The following is a 14,497-nucleotide window of genomic DNA, read 5'->3' as shown; positions in this document are numbered from 1 at the left end:
CCTGATCGCGCCGGACGCCGTGAGGCGTACCGGTGCATTGCCGTTTCAGCCGGGGTTCCGGCTCAGGCGAGCGCGCTGTCCGTGGCGCGTGTGGCCGGTACGCCGGGCGTGCCGGACGCGGACGACGCGGTGGCGCCCGCATCCTTCGCCCCCGCCAGCCGCCGATAGCGCGCGAGCGCCCACAGCGGGAAGTACGCGGTATAGCCGTGATACTTCAGGTAGAAGATGCGCGGAAAGCCCGGCGCATTGTGCGACCGGTGCCACCAGAAGCCGTCGTCCTGCTGCACCGATTGCAGATACGCGATGCCGCGCTGCACCGAGGCCGATTCGCAGTCGCCGAACGCCATCTGCGCGAGCAGCGCCCACGCGGTGCAATTCGACGTGCTTTCGCCGCCGTTGGTGCCGGCGAGCGCCGGGTCGATGTAGCTGTCGTTCGTCTCGCCCCAGCCGCCGTCCGCATGCTGTTGCGCCCGCAACCAGGCGAGTGCGCGCGCGATGTACGGCTGCGATGCGTCCTCGCCGGCGAGCGCGAGGCCCGCGAGCACGCTCCAGGTGCCGTACAGGTAGTTCGTGCCCCAGCGCCCCCACCAGCTGCCGTCCGGCTGCTGCGTGCGCTTCACGTAGTCGATCGCGCGCGCGAGCGACGCGCGATCGTCCGCGCGCTGCGTGACGCCGAAGCACAGCAGCACGCGGCCGGATACGTCCTCGGTCGGCGGATCGAGCAGCGCGCCGTGATCGGCGAACGGGATCGCGTTCAGGTACAGGCGATCGCAGTCGGCGTCGAACGCCGCGAAGCCGCCGTTGCGCGATTGCAGCCCGCGCATCCAGTCGAGCGCGCGCGCGACGTGTGCCGCATACGGATGCGAGCCGTCCGCGTTGCGATGCGTGCGGCCGCGGCGATCGAGCATCGCGGTGACGACCGCGCTGTCGTCGATGTCGGGGTAGTACGGGTTCGCGTACTGGAATGCCCAGCCGCCCGGTTGCGTGTCGGCGGGCGCGTTCTCGATCCAGTCGCCGCGCAGGTCGTTGACCTGGCGCCCGGCCAGCCAGTCGTAGGCGTGCGCGATGCGCGCGTCGAGTTCCCGCGCCGCCGCCGGCTCGCCGGCTTCCGCCGAGGCCACGCCGCGCGCCTGTTCGAGCGCCATCGTGCTCCACGCCGTATCCCATACCGGCGACAGGCACGGCTGGCAGTACACGCTGCCGTCGGGCCGCGTGACCAGCAGCTTCTCCAGTGCGCGCTCGCAGTCGCGGCGCAGCGGATGATCTTCCGGATAGCCGAGCACGTCCATCATCTGATAGCTGTAGACGATCGGCGGAAAAATCCCGCCGAGCCCGTCCTCGCCGTTCATGCGTGCCGCGCACCACGCCTCCGCATGCCGGATCGCGCGTTGCCGCAGGCGTTTCGGCAGCAGCGGTTCGACGTGGCGCACCACGCGGTCGAGCGCGAGGCACGCGCGGCGCATCCCGCGCGCGGGCGGGAAGTAATGGCGTTCCCGGTCGGGCGGCGTGACGAACAGCTCGGGGATCGCGATGTTGCGCGGATTGCGCGCACGCGCCTTCAGCGAGCACAGCACGAGCAGCGGCACCATCGTCGTGCGCGCCCAGTATGCGACCTTGTACATCGAGATCGGCACCCACTTCGGGAACAGCACGAATTCGACCGGCATGAACGGCGCCGCGCGCCACGGCACCTGGCCGAACGTCGCGAGCAGGATGCGCGTGAACACGTTCGCGCGCGCCGCGCCGCCGAGCGTCAGGATCGCATCGCGGGCGCGGACCATGTGCGGCGCATGCTCGCTGTCGCCGGCCGCCTTCAGCGCGAAGTACGCCTTCACGCTGCACGACACGTCCGGGGCGCCGTCGACGTACAGATCCCATCCGCCATGCGTGTCGAGCCGCTGGATCGCGCGCAGGTAGCGGGCCATCCTTTCCTGGCGCGCGTCGTCGATCCGGTCCATGAAATGCATCATCAGGATGTATTCCGCGGTGATCGTCGCATCGGATTCGAGTTCGAAACACCAGCTGCCGTCGGGCTGCTGGAGACGCACGAGCGCGTCGCGTCCACGGGCGATCGCGGCGTCGAGCGCGGACCAGGGGGAAGAGGCGGGTTTGTTCATGCGGCGGATCATACCATCCAGCCGGAATGTTTATATCGAGACCGCGGGTGCTACCATCGCCCCCATGAAAAAACGCCTCGAATCCGCCTTGCGTGACGCAGCCGTGCCCGACGAACCGGCCGGCGCGCGGCGCGCCGACGCCCGGGAAGCGCCCGCTGCCGCCGCGTCTGCCGCCGTCGGCGTGCGGCGAAAGAAAGCACCCGAACAGGTGCGCGCGCAGTTGCTGGCGGCCGCATCGGAAATCGCGACCCGTCACGGCGTGGCCGCGTTGACGCTCGACGCGGTGGCCGAGCGCGCGGGCGTCACGAAAGGCGCGCTGCAATATCACTTCGCGAACAAGCAGGGGTTGCTCGATGCGTTGTTCGGGCAGGCGACCGAGCGTTTCGCGACGCAGATGGAAGCGCGCCGGGCTGCCGATCCGCACGGCGAAGGGGCGGCGGCGCGCGCGTATCTGCATGCGGTGCTCGACACGGCGCAGCCGGCGGCGAGTACCGACGTGCTGCGCGTGCTGGTCGCTTCGATGATTACCGAACAGGAGACGCGCGCGCGCTGGTCGGTGCCGATGCGCGAGTGGACGCGCCCGGACCCGGTGCCGCTCGAGCGGGCGGCGACGCTGATGATCTGCCGGCTCGCGGCCGACGGGCTGTGGATTTCGGAGCTGCTCGACAGTGTCGAGATTTCGGCCGAGCTGCGCGCGGAGATCGTCCGGCAACTGGACCGGATGAGCGGGGGCGCGCCGTCGGCCGCCGCACGCAAGAGGACGCGCGGCGGCCGGCGCGGCTGAGCGCGGTTTCAGTCGGGCGACGACGCGCGAAGTGGCGCGGGCATGCGCTGCGCCTTCGTCATGAAGAACACGCACGTGACGCGCGCGATCACCGTGCGGCCCGTTTCGATCGCTCGTTCATGAGGATCAGCGCGGCAGTGGACGGGATGGGCGTGTGTCCGGCGCGTTTGCTGCTCGTGCGGCGCGCGCTCGAAATGGGCACGCTGGTGGCCTTCCTCGGGTTTCAGGGAGTGCGCGTGAACGGGGGCATGCGCGGTCTGCCGAAGTCGCGCGCCGATTTGCCGAAGCCGAGATGCTTTCAGGACTGGCTGTTTGCCGAACTGGCAGGGCGCGAATAGCGGTATCGGCATGCGTGGACGCGGCCGGATCCGCTGCCGTCAATCACCGAACAACGCAACCAGATCGGCGATACGCCGAACCCCCGTTTTCCCGAAGATCGCCTTGATCTGGCTGCGCACGGTGCTGATCCGCACGCCGGTGCAGGCCGCGTATTCGGCTGGCGTCTGTCCGCGCGCAATGCCCGTCGCCACCGCCATTTCCGCGCGCGTGAGCGAGAACGGACGCTGCTCCGCTTCCGGTCGCTCGATGCGCCGGAACGGTCGGCGCAACAGCAGCATCGCGAGCGGCCGCGTGTCGGGATCGAGCGGCGCGGTCAATTGCGGCTTCAGCGGCACGACGTGGATTTCCAGCGTCGGGCGCTGCCCGCGATCGAGCGCATAGAGCGGCAACGGTTCGACGATCGGACACGGCGCACACGCATCCCTGACCCGCTGCACGAGTTGCGCCGCGACCTGCGGCGCCCAAAGCACGAGCCGATCGGCCTGCGCGCGGATCTCCGTCGATTCCTGCAGCATCGCGAGCGCGGCGGCATTCAGATAGCGCACGCGCAGCGTGTCGTCGACGACGATCACGGCGCGCGGCAGCGCATCGAGCGCCGCGGCCATCAGCGGCTCGCGGCTCGCCGCAGGCGGCGCGGCCGTTTGCCGGAGGCGGAACACGTTCGGCAGGTGATCGAGCACGCGCTGCAGTTCGCGTGTCGTGTGCGCATCGTACGGCCGGTGATTGAGCGGCCGATGCACGGCGAGCATCAGCCGCCGGCCGCCATCGAGCCGCATGCCGCCGCACGAGTAGCGCAGCCCTTCGCGAATGTAGAAGTCCTGGTAATACTCGCTGCGCGCGATCACCTGATCGGGCAGGAAGCGATGCATCGGATACATGCGGCCGGCCGGCTCGCGCATCAGCACGCCACGCGCGAGATCGAGGCGGTGATAGTGGCTCGCGTACGCATCGGCCCAGGCCGAGCCGTAGCCGGTGAAGTGGTATTCGAGGAAGGTGCCGGTGCGCGCATCGTGCACGAAGCAGTTCGCGGCCCGCGCATCGGCGAGCGCCGTGAGGGCCTTGAGCGCGACATCCCACTGTTCGGGGTCGATGGCGGCCGTGTAGAGCGCCGCGATCGACTCGTCGGCCGATCGTTTCCTGGACATCCCCGTTCCCCCGTTGCCGCACGCGCGGCGCGTCGCGCGTGTCGTTGCACCGCGTTCGCCGGATCGCGCGCGCTGGCACGGGATGTGGACGCGGTGCGATCGATTCTAGCAAGCGTCCTCAATTTTGGGGATGCCGGCGACGGGGCGAGTGTCTACGATCGGCAACAGAATATCGGGGTGCGAATGCAGCCGATGCAGCGCGACGCCGCATGTCGCGCGACTGCGCGGCCTTTGATCCGATGATATGAACGAAGTCGTCGCGCCTGCTGGCGATGTTCTGACACAGGACACGCGTACCGTGCCGGAAGGCGAGTACGACGAGCGGACGGACGAAGGACCATGCGGCGACGCGCCGATTGCGACGGGCCGGGCGCCGTGTTTCGGGGAGCTTCATCAGATGCTGACTAGAGACTATGTAGAGCGTGAGCTTTCGCACATCCAGCGCATGGTCGCGCTGCTGGAAAGCGATACAGGGGCGGGTGACGTGGTGATGCCGTGCGCGATGCGCGTGAGTCGTCCGAGTTACTGGCGGGGCCGGATCGAAGCGTTGCTGGTCACCCCCGGTTTGCCGCGCGACGTCAGGCGGCTCGGCGATGCGCTGCTCGAGAAGATCGGCGGGATGGAGTCGCGCGTGGCGGTGATGAAGTAGTCGAGGGTGCGCTCGCGGTTTTCATTGAAGACACCTGACGGCGTTGCTCGGCAACGGCGCGACCAACAACGGCTACGCGGAGTCGACCAGCGTTGCCGGTCGACGTCATCCTCGTTGCCGCGGGCGTGACCGGCAACGTCGAGGATCTCGGGCTCGAGCACACGTATGTGCAGGTCGATCGCGGCTACATCGTCACGCATGGCTTCGGCGTGACGGACGCCTCGGCGTTTACGCGATCGGCGATGTTGCGGGCGCGCCGTGCCTCGCGCACAAGGCGAGTCATGAGGGCGTGTCGTGCGTGGAGCACATTGCGGGCTTCACGCGCATCCGCTCGACACGAACCGGATTCCGGCGTGCACGTCCAGCCATCCGCAGGTCGCGAGCATCGGTATCAACGAGCAGCAGGCGCGTGCGGCCGGGCGAGCGGTGCGGATCGGCGGCTTTCCGTTCGCGGCGAACGGCAAAGCGTTGGCCGCGGGCGCAACCGAGAGCTTCGTAAAAGTGCTTGCCGATTCGGGCGAACTGTTGGGCGCGCACATGGGCGGCGACGAAGTGACCGAGATGATCTAGGGCTATGCGATCGGGCGACAACTCGAAACAACCGGGCAGGAGTTGATGAGTACGGTGTTCGCGTACCCGACGCAGTCCGAAGCGGTGCACGAGCCGTGCTGGCCGCGTATGGGCGTGTATTGCATGTGTGAGCAGGATGACGGCGTGATGCCGGTTTGTCGTAGCGGGTAGTGTGCGCCGACGAAGACGGTGAGTTGAACAGGGGGCGATCGCTGGGCGGTCGCCCCCTTTTTATTGGTCCTGCCCGCGGCGCTGTTTTCCCCGCCAGCGCATCGCGATAGGGCGGTCTGGAAGCCGATCGTGTATTGCCGCTGGACATGCTTGCTTTCCAAAAACGATAGTTTAGCTATCATTAATTTGCGGAAAATTCAGAAAAAACTCGGGAAAACACTAATTTTACGTTAATTCACAACGATGGATATTAGCAAAAACAACGTTTTAGGCGGGTTGCAACGCTTTGTCCAGGCAGTCGTACGAATCGTGCGGCGGACAGCCAGCAGCACCGCGACAGTCAACCCGATACGGAGACAGGAAATGGCACGTGCATACGGCGGTCCGGGCAAATACATCCAGCGCGCAGGCGAGATCTCACGGCTTGCCACGCATCTGGCGCCGCTTGGGCGCCGCGCGCTGGTTCTCATCGACGGCTTTTTGCACGATCGTCTCGCGGCCACGCTCGCGCAGGAAATCGGGGCGGCCGGGCTCGGTGTGCAGGTTGTCCGGTTCGGCGGCGAATGCACGGCAGCCGAAATCGAGCGTGTGACGGCCCTGGCGCGTACCGGGGAGAGCGACATCCTCGTCGGCGTGGGCGGCGGCAAGACCGCCGACACCACGAAGCTCGCGGCGATCGGCGTCAATGCGCGGATCGTGATCGTACCGACGATCGCGTCGACGGATGCGCCGTGCAGTGCGGTCGCGGTGCGCTACAGCGCCGACGGTGTGTATGAACGCTCGGTTCAGCTGGCACGCAACCCGGACCTCGTCGTCGTCGATACGGCGATCGTTGCGCAGGCACCGGTTCGCTTTCTCGTCGCCGGGATCGGCGACGCGCTCTCGACCTGGTTCGAGGCGCGCTCGAATCTGGAGTCGCGCTCGAACAACTATGTCGGTGAAGGATTTCCGGCCACGGCGGCCGGCATCGCGATTGCCCGTGCGTGTCACGAGGTGCTGATGCGCGACGGCTTGAAGGCGAAGATCGCGGTGGAGCGCGGCCTGTGCACCGCCGCGGTCGAAAACGTGATCGAAGCGAGCACGCTACTGAGCAGCATCGGCTTCGAGAACTGCGGCTGTGCCGCAGCTCACGGGATTCACGACGGCCTCACCGTGCTTGCCGAAACGCATAGCCTGCTGCACGGCGAAAAGGTCGCGTTCGGCACGCTGTGTCTGCTGATGCTGGAGAACCGTCCGCTCGACGAGATCGAGGCAATGATCCGCTTCTGTCGCTCGGTCGGGTTGCCGACGACGCTCGCGGACCTCGGGATCGTGGAGGATACGCGCGCGAATGCCGAGCGCGTCGCGCAGGGCGCGCTCGCGCCCGGTGAATGCACGTTCGCGACGCCGGTCGAGTTATCGGTGCCGGTCGTCGCCGATGCGATTCTCGCGCTCGACGCGTTCGCCACCCGGCTTGCCGCGTAGACACCGCACGCAGCGCGGCCCGGGTCCGCGTGCACGGGCGCGGGACATCGCCCGATCCAGGTCATTCGAATCATCGAGGAGACAGACATGAAAAACAATTTTCGTTTGCTGAGCGCGTCGGTTGCACTGGGGCTGGTTCTGGCGGCGGGCCAGGCGGCGCATGCGAAGGAGCAGATCTATTCGCTGATGCCCAATACCGCGCTTTCCGGCGTGACGGATCCGTATATGGCGGATCGCACGTCGATCAGGAAGGCATGGCCCAAGAAGCCGGCGGATCCCGCGCATCTGAAGGTCGGCTGGACCGAGATCACGCTGGGCAATCCGTGGTTCGTCGAACTGGCGAAGGGCGTGCGGCAGACCTCTGCGAAGTACGGCTTCGTGACCGACATGCAGGTGGCCGACGGCGACCTGCAGCGTCAGTGCTCGCAGATCGACAACTTCGTTACGCGCAAGATGGATGTGATCGTCGTCGATCCGACCGATACGATCGGCGTGGCGAAATGTATCAACCGGGCCGTCGACGCCGGCATTCCGGTGGTGACCATCGGCACCGTTCCCGATCCGAGCGCGCGCATTCTCACGACCATCTCGCCCAATCCGTACGAGAACGGCTTCGGTGCGGGCGAGTACATCGCGAAGAGTGCGGGCGCGAATACGCCGATCACGGCCGCGCTGATCATCGGCGTGCTGGGCAACTCGACGTCCGAAAGCCGCCTGAACGGGATGGTGTCGGGCATCGTCTACGAGCGAATGAAGGCGCTCGGGCTGTCGACGAAGAAGGCGGACGGCATGCTGCGCGGCTACAAGCTGTTCGAGCAGGCGAAGAAGACCGGGCACTTCGACGACCCGCAGCTGAAGTTCAAGGTGGTCGCGCTCGCCGAAGGCAAGTGGACCGAGGAAGGTGGCCTCGCCGCGGCCGAGGACATCCTGACCGCGCACGGGACCACGCTGAACTACATCATTGCCGACAACGATTCGATGGCGATGGGCGCGATGCGGGCTGTCAGGGGCATCGGCAAGCAGGGTGAGATCAAGGTCGCCGCGTCGGCGGACGGGTTGCGCGTCGCGCTCGAGCAGATCAAGAAGGGCAATCTGCTCGTGACGGGCATGTTCTCCGGGGAGGCAACCGGGGTCGGTGCGATTGAATTCCTGCACAAGATCTTCTACGAGGGGCTCGACGCGAACAATCTGCCGATGGGCTCGTATTTCCCCGCCGGAACGATCACGCGGGAAAACGTCGACCAGATGATCGATCCGAACAAGGACAACAAGTTCTACAAGTACACGATCCCGCCGGTCAAGACGATCCCGCAGATCAAGGCCGAAGCGACCGCCGGCTGACGGCCGGTTGACGGACGGGGTGGCCGGTCGGCCCCCTTTCCGGTCGTACGGGATCGCTTTCAGGAGACGTCAAGCATGACAGAGCAGAAAAAGCCGCTGGTGATGATCACCGGCGCGAGTGCGGGAATCGGGCGCGCGACGGCCCAGGTGTTTTCGGCGGCGGGCTACCCGTTATTGCTGCTGTCTCGCCGGGCCGAGCAAATGCAGGCCCTCGGTTTGCCGGATAGTGTGTGCGTGCAGGCCGATGTGCGTGACCGGCTCGCGATGGCCGATGCGATCGAACGCGGCGAGGCGCGGTTCGGCCCCGTCGACTGCCTGATCAATAACGCCGGCGTGTCGCGGCTGTCGCGGCTCGAGGAGCAGGATCCCGACGAATGGCGCGATCTGATCGACATCAACTGCATCGGCGTGCTCAACTGCATGCACGTGCTGATGCCGAAGATGCAGGCGCGGCGGCACGGCACGATCATCAACGTATCGTCGATGGCGGGACGCAAGGTCTACCCGCATCACGACGTATACGGCGGCACCAAGCATTTCGTGCATGCGATAACCGAGGGCGCGCGCCAGAGCATGTCACAGCACGATGTGCGCGTGATGGCAATTTCGCCGGGTGTGACGAAGTCGGATATCGAGCACACGATCACGAACCCGAATGCGTTCGCGTTCTGGTCGAAAGGGCGGGACGCGATGGGCGGCGGAATCGATGCCGAGGTGGTGGCGCGCACGATGCTGTTCGCCTACGAGTTGCCGCAGAGCGTGACGCTGCAGGAAATGAGCATCACGGCGACGCGTCAGGAATATTGACTACCCACCTCATACGGAACGCATCATGGCACTCCAGAATCGACCGATCGACGGCCCGCGCACGGTGACGGCGACCGAGCTCGCGCAGATGATTGACATCAGCGCGGTGCAGGCCTTTCATACCGAACACGACGTCCGTAAACTCGCGCGCCACGCGCTCGACGGTGGTTTCGTCGCCGCGCACGCACTGCCGCACTTCGTGCCGATCCTGCGCGAGCTGATCCCGGTGGGCGGCACGACGCTGGTGGGCGGGCCGGTCGGCTTTCCGTCGGGCGGCCACGCCACCTCGACGAAGCTCGCCGAGGCCAGAACGCTGGTGGCTGATGGAGCTGAGGAACTGGACATGATGATCAATGTGGGCCGCTTGAAATCCGGGCACCTGAAATACGTGGCCGACGAGATCCGCGCGGTGGTCGAGACGATTGCGCCGGTGCCGCTCAAGGTGATTCTCGAAGTGCTTCACCTGAGCGACGATGAAATCCGGTACGGTTGCGACTGCGCGGTTGCAGGCGGCGCGGCATTCGTGAAAACGGGCACGGGCTGGACGGCATCGGGTACCACGCCTGCACGCGTCGCATTGATTTGCGACGCGGTGCGGGGGCGCGCGCAGGTCAAGGCGTCGGGCGGCATTCGCGATCTGGCGACCATCGCAGCGATGATCTGCTCGGGCGTGTCGCGTTTCGGGATCAATACGCAAGTCGCACGCGATCTGGTGCTGCAGTGCGCGGCCTTGCCGGGCGGTGCGCTTGAAATTCGTCCCGCGGCGGTGCAGGCGTAGCGTGCGGCCGTTCTTTTTTCGGATCGTCATTCATGTCTAGATCGGTCATCGCTTGTGATCTGGGGACGGGGAGCGCGAAGGTCGCGCTGTTCCGTCACGACGGCGTGTGTCTTGCCGATTGCGTCGTGCGTTATGACACGTATTACCCGGGCCCGAAACGGCACGAGCAGCGCGTGTCGGACTGGTGGGACGCGGTCGTCGCCGGCATTCGCGATGTCATGTCGCGCGTGCAGGGGCACCGGGTGAGCGCGATCGCGTTGTCCGGGCACAGTCTCGGCTGCGTGCCGCTCGGCGCCGGTGGCCGTCTGCTCGCGGAGCACGTGCCGATCTGGTCGGACAGCCGTGCGGATGAAGAGGCCGACGCGTTCTTTGCAGCATTCGACTTTCGCAAATGGTATGCCCGGACCGGCAACGGCTTTCCGGCACCGCTCTATCCGCTGTTCAAGGCAATGTGGCTGCGCCGCAACCGGCCGGACGTGTATGCGGCAACGAAGGTCTTTGTCGGCACGAAGGACTACGTGAACCTGCGTCTTACCGGGCGACTCGTCACCGATCCGTCGTACGCATCGGGATCGGGTGCCTACGACCTGTATCGAGGCGACTACTGCGACGAGATTCTCGCCGCGGCGGGCCTGAGCCGCGCGCAATTCCCGGCCATCGTTCCGTCGACGGCGGTGGTCGGCGAGGTGTTGCCCGACGTCGCGGCCGCGCTGGGATTGCCGCCCGGTGTCAAGGTGATCGCCGGCGGGGTCGACAACAGTTGCATGGCACTCGGAGCGGGCACCTTCCGTCAGGGCGATGCGTACTGCTCGATGGGCTCGTCGAGCTGGCTCACGATTGCGGCGTGCAAGCCGCTGATCGATCAGGACGTCGTGCCGTACGTGTTCCAGCATGTCGTGCCCGACATGTTCATTTCGGCCACGTCGATCTTCTCGTCCGGCACCAGCATCAAATGGGTGTTCGACACGCTCCACGAGGGTCTGCACGCGCAGGCCGCGCGCGACGCGGCTGACGGCGTCGAGGCATTCGTCGCGCTCGCCGCGCAGGCGCCGTTCGGTGCGCGCGGGCTGCTGTTCGTGCCGACGCTTGGCGGCGGGACGACGTTCGAGGGCGGCCCGGACGTGCGCGGCGCATTGCTCGGCCTCGACCTGCAGCACGGCGCGGCGGATGTCGCGCGTGCGACGCTCGAAGGCGTCGCGCTGGCACTGGCGATGGCGCTTGACGCGCTGCGCGGGCTGACCGACCTGCGCGGCGAGATGACGATTGTCGGCGGCGGCGCGAAAAGTCCGCTGCTGTGCCAGATTCTCGCGGACTACCTGCGCTGCACGATTGCGAAGACCGCCGTCGACCAGCAGGCGGCTGCACTCGGTGCGGCTGCGCTGGCGTTGGTCGGTACCGAACAATGGGCCGATTTCATGCCGATTACCCAACTGCAGCAGGTGAGCGCGCGGACGCATCCCGATCCGGGCGTCGCCGTGCAGCGCGACGCCGCGTTGCGGGCTTACCGACAGGCGAGCGAACAACAGCGTGCGCTCGCGTCCGCGCTGGTCGTGCTGCGACAGGCGGTCCGCGTACCGGCGCCGTCAGGTTGAGTGCGCGTCGCCCGTCTTCTTCGATTGCCAACTTAATTGCTTGCGAACCCTCTTACTACCATGCCTGCCAGTACACACGTTCCTTATGATTATGTCGACACGATCGTCGTTGTGACCGGCGCGGCGACCGGCATCGGTCGTGCCGTTGCCGAAGCCTTCGCTGCCGCGGGGGCGACGCTCGCGCTGCTCGATTGTTCTCCGTCGGTGACCGAGGTCGCGGCCGGGCTCGGTGCCGCGCATCGCGGGTGGATCGTCGACATCAGCGATCCCGACGCGGTCGGTGCTGCGGCCGATGCGATCGTCGGCGCGTACGGGCGCATCGACGTGCTCGTCAACAACGCAGGAATCGGGCCGTTGGCGCCTGCCGAGCATTTTCCGCTCGAGACCTGGGACCGGACCATGGCGGTCAACCTGCGCGGCGCGTTCCTGATGGCCCGTGCCTGCGCGCCGGGCATGCTGGCGCGCGGCCGCGGGCGGATCATCAACATGGCGTCACAGGCTGCGGTGATCGGGATCGAAGGGCACCTTGCGTATTGCGCGAGCAAGGCCGGCCTGATCGGCATGACGCACTGCATGGCGCTGGAGTGGGGCGCGCGCGGCGTGACCGTCAATGCGATTTCGCCGACCGTCGTCGAAACGGAGCTCGGGCTGAGCGGGTGGGCCGGTGAGCGCGGCGAGCGCGCTCGCGCCGCGATTCCGACCCGCCGCTTCGCGCAGCCGGCCGAAATCGCAGCGGCCGTCCTGTACGTGGCGAGCGACGTTGCCGCCATGATGAACGGCGCGAACCTGATGATCGACGGCGGCTATTCGATCGTGTGACGTCGCTGCACGCCGGATTTCGAGCGCGGCGGGGTCGACGCGGTGCCCGTGGCAGGTGTCCGGGCGGCCGCTTTCGGATCCGCCGAATCGCAGTACGGGTGCCCTTGACGCGGAAACGCGCCGTGGGCGCGTTCATGATGCATCGGCGTGCCGATGCAGTTGTTTCGAACAGGAGACCTGCATGCAGGACATCATCGACAGTTTCGGACGCCGTCTGTTCGACGGCAAACGCGTGATCGTATCGGGAGGATCGAGCGGTATCGGGCTCGCCATCGCGCGCGGCTTCGCCGCGCTCGGCGCGGACGTCGTCGCGACGGGCACCTCGGCCGCGAAACTCGACACGGCGCGCAGCGACCGTGCGAACGACGGCATTCACTTCGAGCGGCTCGATGTGCGCGACCGCGCGGAGGTGAGCCGCTGGATGGCGGCACAGCCGCGCATCGATGTGCTGGTAAACAGCCAGGGTGTTGCCCGACCCGGTGACGAATGGAGCGAGGATACGTTTCTCGATGTGATGGACATCAATCTGTCGAGCGCGTTCCGGCTGACGATGGCGGCGTTGCCCAAGCTCGAAGCCACGCGCGGCTCGGTCGTCAACATCGCATCGATGCTCAGCTATCTCGCGGACGCCGAAGTTCCGGCATACACGGCCAGCAAGACCGGGGTCGTCGGGCTGACGCGTGCGCTTGCGCATCGGTTCGGCCACGCCGGCGTACGGGTGAACGCGGTTGCGCCGGGCTATCACCGTACCGAGATGACACGCGGTCTGTGGGAAGACCAGGAGGTCGAAGCCCGTATCGCGGGGCGTTCGGCCCTCAAGCGTTGGGGCACGGTCGATGACCCGATCGGTGCGACAGTCTTCCTGTGCACGCCGGCCGCGGCATTCGTGACCGGCGCGGTGCTGCCTGTCGACGGTGGCTACCATACCGGCTGATCGCAGGGCCGTCCGGTTTTCGCGAAGGGGAATCCAACGTGGCGGGCAAGCGCCTGCCATTCGCGCCGTTCGCACATCCGTGCGGCGGCGTTGTGCCATCCGGCCCGCATGCGATCGAACGCTGTTACGTGTGACTGCCGTTGGCTGGCTTCGCGGCACGCAGGACGCATGTGAAGCCGGATTCGACGGCACCGGTGCCATGACGCCATATCGGTTTCCGGATCCGCTGGATGACCAGCCTGGATTAGGCGACCGTGTTTGATCGTGTCGAACGGCTGGGGATGAATCTGCTGCGCATACGCAAGCCTGGCATCCTGAGTCCGGGCACAGGACGGTCGTCAAGGGACGCTGGCGTTATCTCGAGCACGGCCGGGGTGCCCGCGAAGGCGGCTATGTGTTCGAACTGCCCGGCGAGACGCACACATTGTATGTGTCGGCGGACGTCGACGCGATGATCACGTACTTTCAGATCAACGGCGCGACGGACTCGGCGTGAACTACGTTGACCGATTCGTGAGGTGAGTTGCCCTGCGCGGGCCGTCCTTGATTCGTTCCGTTGCTTGCACGGCCGGCTCGCATCGGCATCGCGCCCGATGTCGGAGGAGGGGGCAACTTCGCCGGCGAATCGACGCGCCGGACTGCGTCATCTCGCGTCGCGATGTCGCGCGCTGCCGTTTTCGAGCTGGCGGCTCAGGCGAAGGATGTCGGTCAGACCGTAGTCGCCCGGATCCGGGCGCGGACGGTTCGTCGCGAGCGCGACGCGTTCCGCGAGGTGCAGCGCGCAGATCCGCTCGCGTAACAGCGCGGCGAGCGCGTCGGACAGAATTTCCCGGTCGAGGTCGGAGTCGAGCCGCAACAGCCGGCTCGCGCAATCGTCTGAATTGGCAGCCGCCGTTTGCGGCCGCCGTGCGAATCCGTCGACGTGGGCCGGCCAGTGGTCCGGCGCTTCGTTCCGTGCGTTCATCGTGTCGCCTCCTCCGGTACGCG

14 protein-coding genes and 1 pseudogene are annotated in these 14,497 nt (G+C 66.7%); 12 read left to right on the top strand and 3 right to left on the bottom strand.

All coding sequences use genetic code 11. From position 1 onward, the window contains the following. Positions 1-62 precede the first annotated feature (62 nt). Entirely contained in the window at positions 63-2,129 is a 2,067-nt protein-coding gene (gene shc, locus BME24068_RS16140; RefSeq protein WP_174926645.1) for a squalene--hopene cyclase, read from the bottom strand. A 52-nt stretch (positions 2,130-2,181) separates the two neighbouring features. On the opposite strand from shc, the gene BME24068_RS16135 reads away from it, so the two are divergent. Further along, positions 2,182-2,901 (top strand): TetR/AcrR family transcriptional regulator, encoded by a 720-nt coding sequence (locus BME24068_RS16135; protein WP_174926644.1) that lies wholly within the window; start codon positions 2,182-2,184, stop codon positions 2,899-2,901. Between the two features lie 119 nt (positions 2,902-3,020). Further along, on the top strand, positions 3,021-3,239 hold the full coding sequence (locus tag BME24068_RS16130; protein ID WP_174926643.1) for a type 2 periplasmic-binding domain-containing protein: 219 nt from the start codon (positions 3,021-3,023) through the stop codon (positions 3,237-3,239). Positions 3,240-3,278: 39 nt separating this feature from the next. On the opposite strand, the gene BME24068_RS16125 is transcribed toward BME24068_RS16130, so the two are convergent. Next, positions 3,279-4,385: a PAS domain-containing protein gene (locus BME24068_RS16125; RefSeq protein ID WP_096508607.1), complete on the bottom strand. Its 1,107-nt coding sequence runs from the start codon at positions 4,383-4,385 to the stop codon at positions 3,279-3,281. A gap of 397 nt (positions 4,386-4,782) precedes the next feature. Between BME24068_RS16125 and BME24068_RS35385 the strand changes: the two genes are divergently transcribed. The 10 genes and pseudogenes from BME24068_RS35385 to BME24068_RS35025 all read left to right on the top strand — a co-directional run. Continuing rightward, entirely contained in the window at positions 4,783-5,034 is a 252-nt protein-coding gene (locus BME24068_RS35385) for a hypothetical protein (RefSeq protein WP_096508621.1), read from the top strand. A gap of 294 nt (positions 5,035-5,328) precedes the next feature. Continuing rightward, positions 5,329-5,604, top strand: a complete 276-nt coding sequence (locus BME24068_RS35030; RefSeq protein WP_244110714.1) for a hypothetical protein — start codon at positions 5,329-5,331, stop codon at positions 5,602-5,604. Positions 5,605-6,138: 534 nt separating this feature from the next. Then, on the top strand, positions 6,139-7,239 hold the full coding sequence (locus BME24068_RS16110) for a glycerol dehydrogenase (protein ID WP_174926642.1): 1,101 nt from the start codon (positions 6,139-6,141) through the stop codon (positions 7,237-7,239). Positions 7,240-7,326: 87 nt separating this feature from the next. Continuing rightward, positions 7,327-8,580 (top strand): sugar ABC transporter substrate-binding protein, encoded by a 1,254-nt coding sequence (locus BME24068_RS16105; protein WP_174926641.1) that lies wholly within the window; start codon positions 7,327-7,329, stop codon positions 8,578-8,580. A gap of 75 nt (positions 8,581-8,655) precedes the next feature. Continuing rightward, positions 8,656-9,387, top strand: a complete 732-nt coding sequence (locus tag BME24068_RS16100; protein WP_174926640.1) for an SDR family oxidoreductase — start codon at positions 8,656-8,658, stop codon at positions 9,385-9,387. A 25-nt stretch (positions 9,388-9,412) separates the two neighbouring features. Beyond that, positions 9,413-10,165: a deoxyribose-phosphate aldolase gene (gene deoC, locus BME24068_RS16095; RefSeq protein ID WP_174926639.1), complete on the top strand. Its 753-nt coding sequence runs from the start codon at positions 9,413-9,415 to the stop codon at positions 10,163-10,165. A gap of 32 nt (positions 10,166-10,197) precedes the next feature. Then, on the top strand, positions 10,198-11,757 hold the full coding sequence (locus BME24068_RS16090; RefSeq protein WP_174926638.1) for a xylulokinase: 1,560 nt from the start codon (positions 10,198-10,200) through the stop codon (positions 11,755-11,757). Between the two features lie 60 nt (positions 11,758-11,817). Further along, the gene (locus BME24068_RS16085; RefSeq protein ID WP_174926637.1) at positions 11,818-12,576 is read left to right on the top strand and encodes a GolD/DthD family dehydrogenase; all 759 of its coding nucleotides are present in this window, start codon (positions 11,818-11,820) and stop codon (positions 12,574-12,576) included. Positions 12,577-12,757: 181 nt separating this feature from the next. Continuing rightward, a complete protein-coding gene (locus BME24068_RS16080; protein WP_174926636.1) occupies positions 12,758-13,510 on the top strand; it encodes an SDR family NAD(P)-dependent oxidoreductase in 753 nt (250 codons plus the stop codon). Between the two features lie 240 nt (positions 13,511-13,750). After that, positions 13,751-13,988: pseudogene (locus BME24068_RS35025) on the top strand (cupin domain-containing protein); the annotation flags it as partial. A 165-nt stretch (positions 13,989-14,153) separates the two neighbouring features. Here the strand turns inward: BME24068_RS35025 and BME24068_RS16075 are convergent. Then, positions 14,154-14,474, bottom strand: a complete 321-nt coding sequence (locus BME24068_RS16075; protein WP_239007688.1) for a hypothetical protein — start codon at positions 14,472-14,474, stop codon at positions 14,154-14,156. Positions 14,475-14,497 lie beyond the last annotated feature (23 nt).

It is taken from the genome of Burkholderia anthina (genome assembly GCF_902498995.1).
Lineage (GTDB): Bacteria > Pseudomonadota > Gammaproteobacteria > Burkholderiales > Burkholderiaceae > Burkholderia > Burkholderia anthina.
This window is presented reverse-complemented; position numbering and strand designations above follow the sequence as displayed.

What these genes read in the sequence shown, in the direction of transcription:
- BME24068_RS16110 (WP_174926642.1), top strand. Translation starts at nt 6,139, where the DNA reads ATGGCACGTGCATACGGCGGTCCGGGCAAATACATCCAGCGCGCAGGC.
- shc (WP_174926645.1), bottom strand. Translation starts at nt 2,129, where the DNA reads ATGATCCGCCGCATGAACAAACCCGCCTCTTCCCCCTGGTCCGCGCTC.
- BME24068_RS16090 (WP_174926638.1), top strand. Translation starts at nt 10,198, where the DNA reads ATGTCTAGATCGGTCATCGCTTGTGATCTGGGGACGGGGAGCGCGAAG.
- BME24068_RS16075 (WP_239007688.1), bottom strand. Translation starts at nt 14,474, where the DNA reads ATGAACGCACGGAACGAAGCGCCGGACCACTGGCCGGCCCACGTCGAC.
- BME24068_RS16080 (WP_174926636.1), top strand. Translation starts at nt 12,758, where the DNA reads ATGCAGGACATCATCGACAGTTTCGGACGCCGTCTGTTCGACGGCAAA.
- deoC (WP_174926639.1), top strand. Translation starts at nt 9,413, where the DNA reads ATGGCACTCCAGAATCGACCGATCGACGGCCCGCGCACGGTGACGGCG.
- BME24068_RS16135 (WP_174926644.1), top strand. Translation starts at nt 2,182, where the DNA reads ATGAAAAAACGCCTCGAATCCGCCTTGCGTGACGCAGCCGTGCCCGAC.
- BME24068_RS16125 (WP_096508607.1), bottom strand. Translation starts at nt 4,385, where the DNA reads ATGTCCAGGAAACGATCGGCCGACGAGTCGATCGCGGCGCTCTACACG.
- BME24068_RS16130 (WP_174926643.1), top strand. Translation starts at nt 3,021, where the DNA reads ATGAGGATCAGCGCGGCAGTGGACGGGATGGGCGTGTGTCCGGCGCGT.
- BME24068_RS16105 (WP_174926641.1), top strand. Translation starts at nt 7,327, where the DNA reads ATGAAAAACAATTTTCGTTTGCTGAGCGCGTCGGTTGCACTGGGGCTG.
- BME24068_RS16100 (WP_174926640.1), top strand. Translation starts at nt 8,656, where the DNA reads ATGACAGAGCAGAAAAAGCCGCTGGTGATGATCACCGGCGCGAGTGCG.
- BME24068_RS16085 (WP_174926637.1), top strand. Translation starts at nt 11,818, where the DNA reads ATGCCTGCCAGTACACACGTTCCTTATGATTATGTCGACACGATCGTC.
- BME24068_RS35385 (WP_096508621.1), top strand. Translation starts at nt 4,783, where the DNA reads ATGCTGACTAGAGACTATGTAGAGCGTGAGCTTTCGCACATCCAGCGC.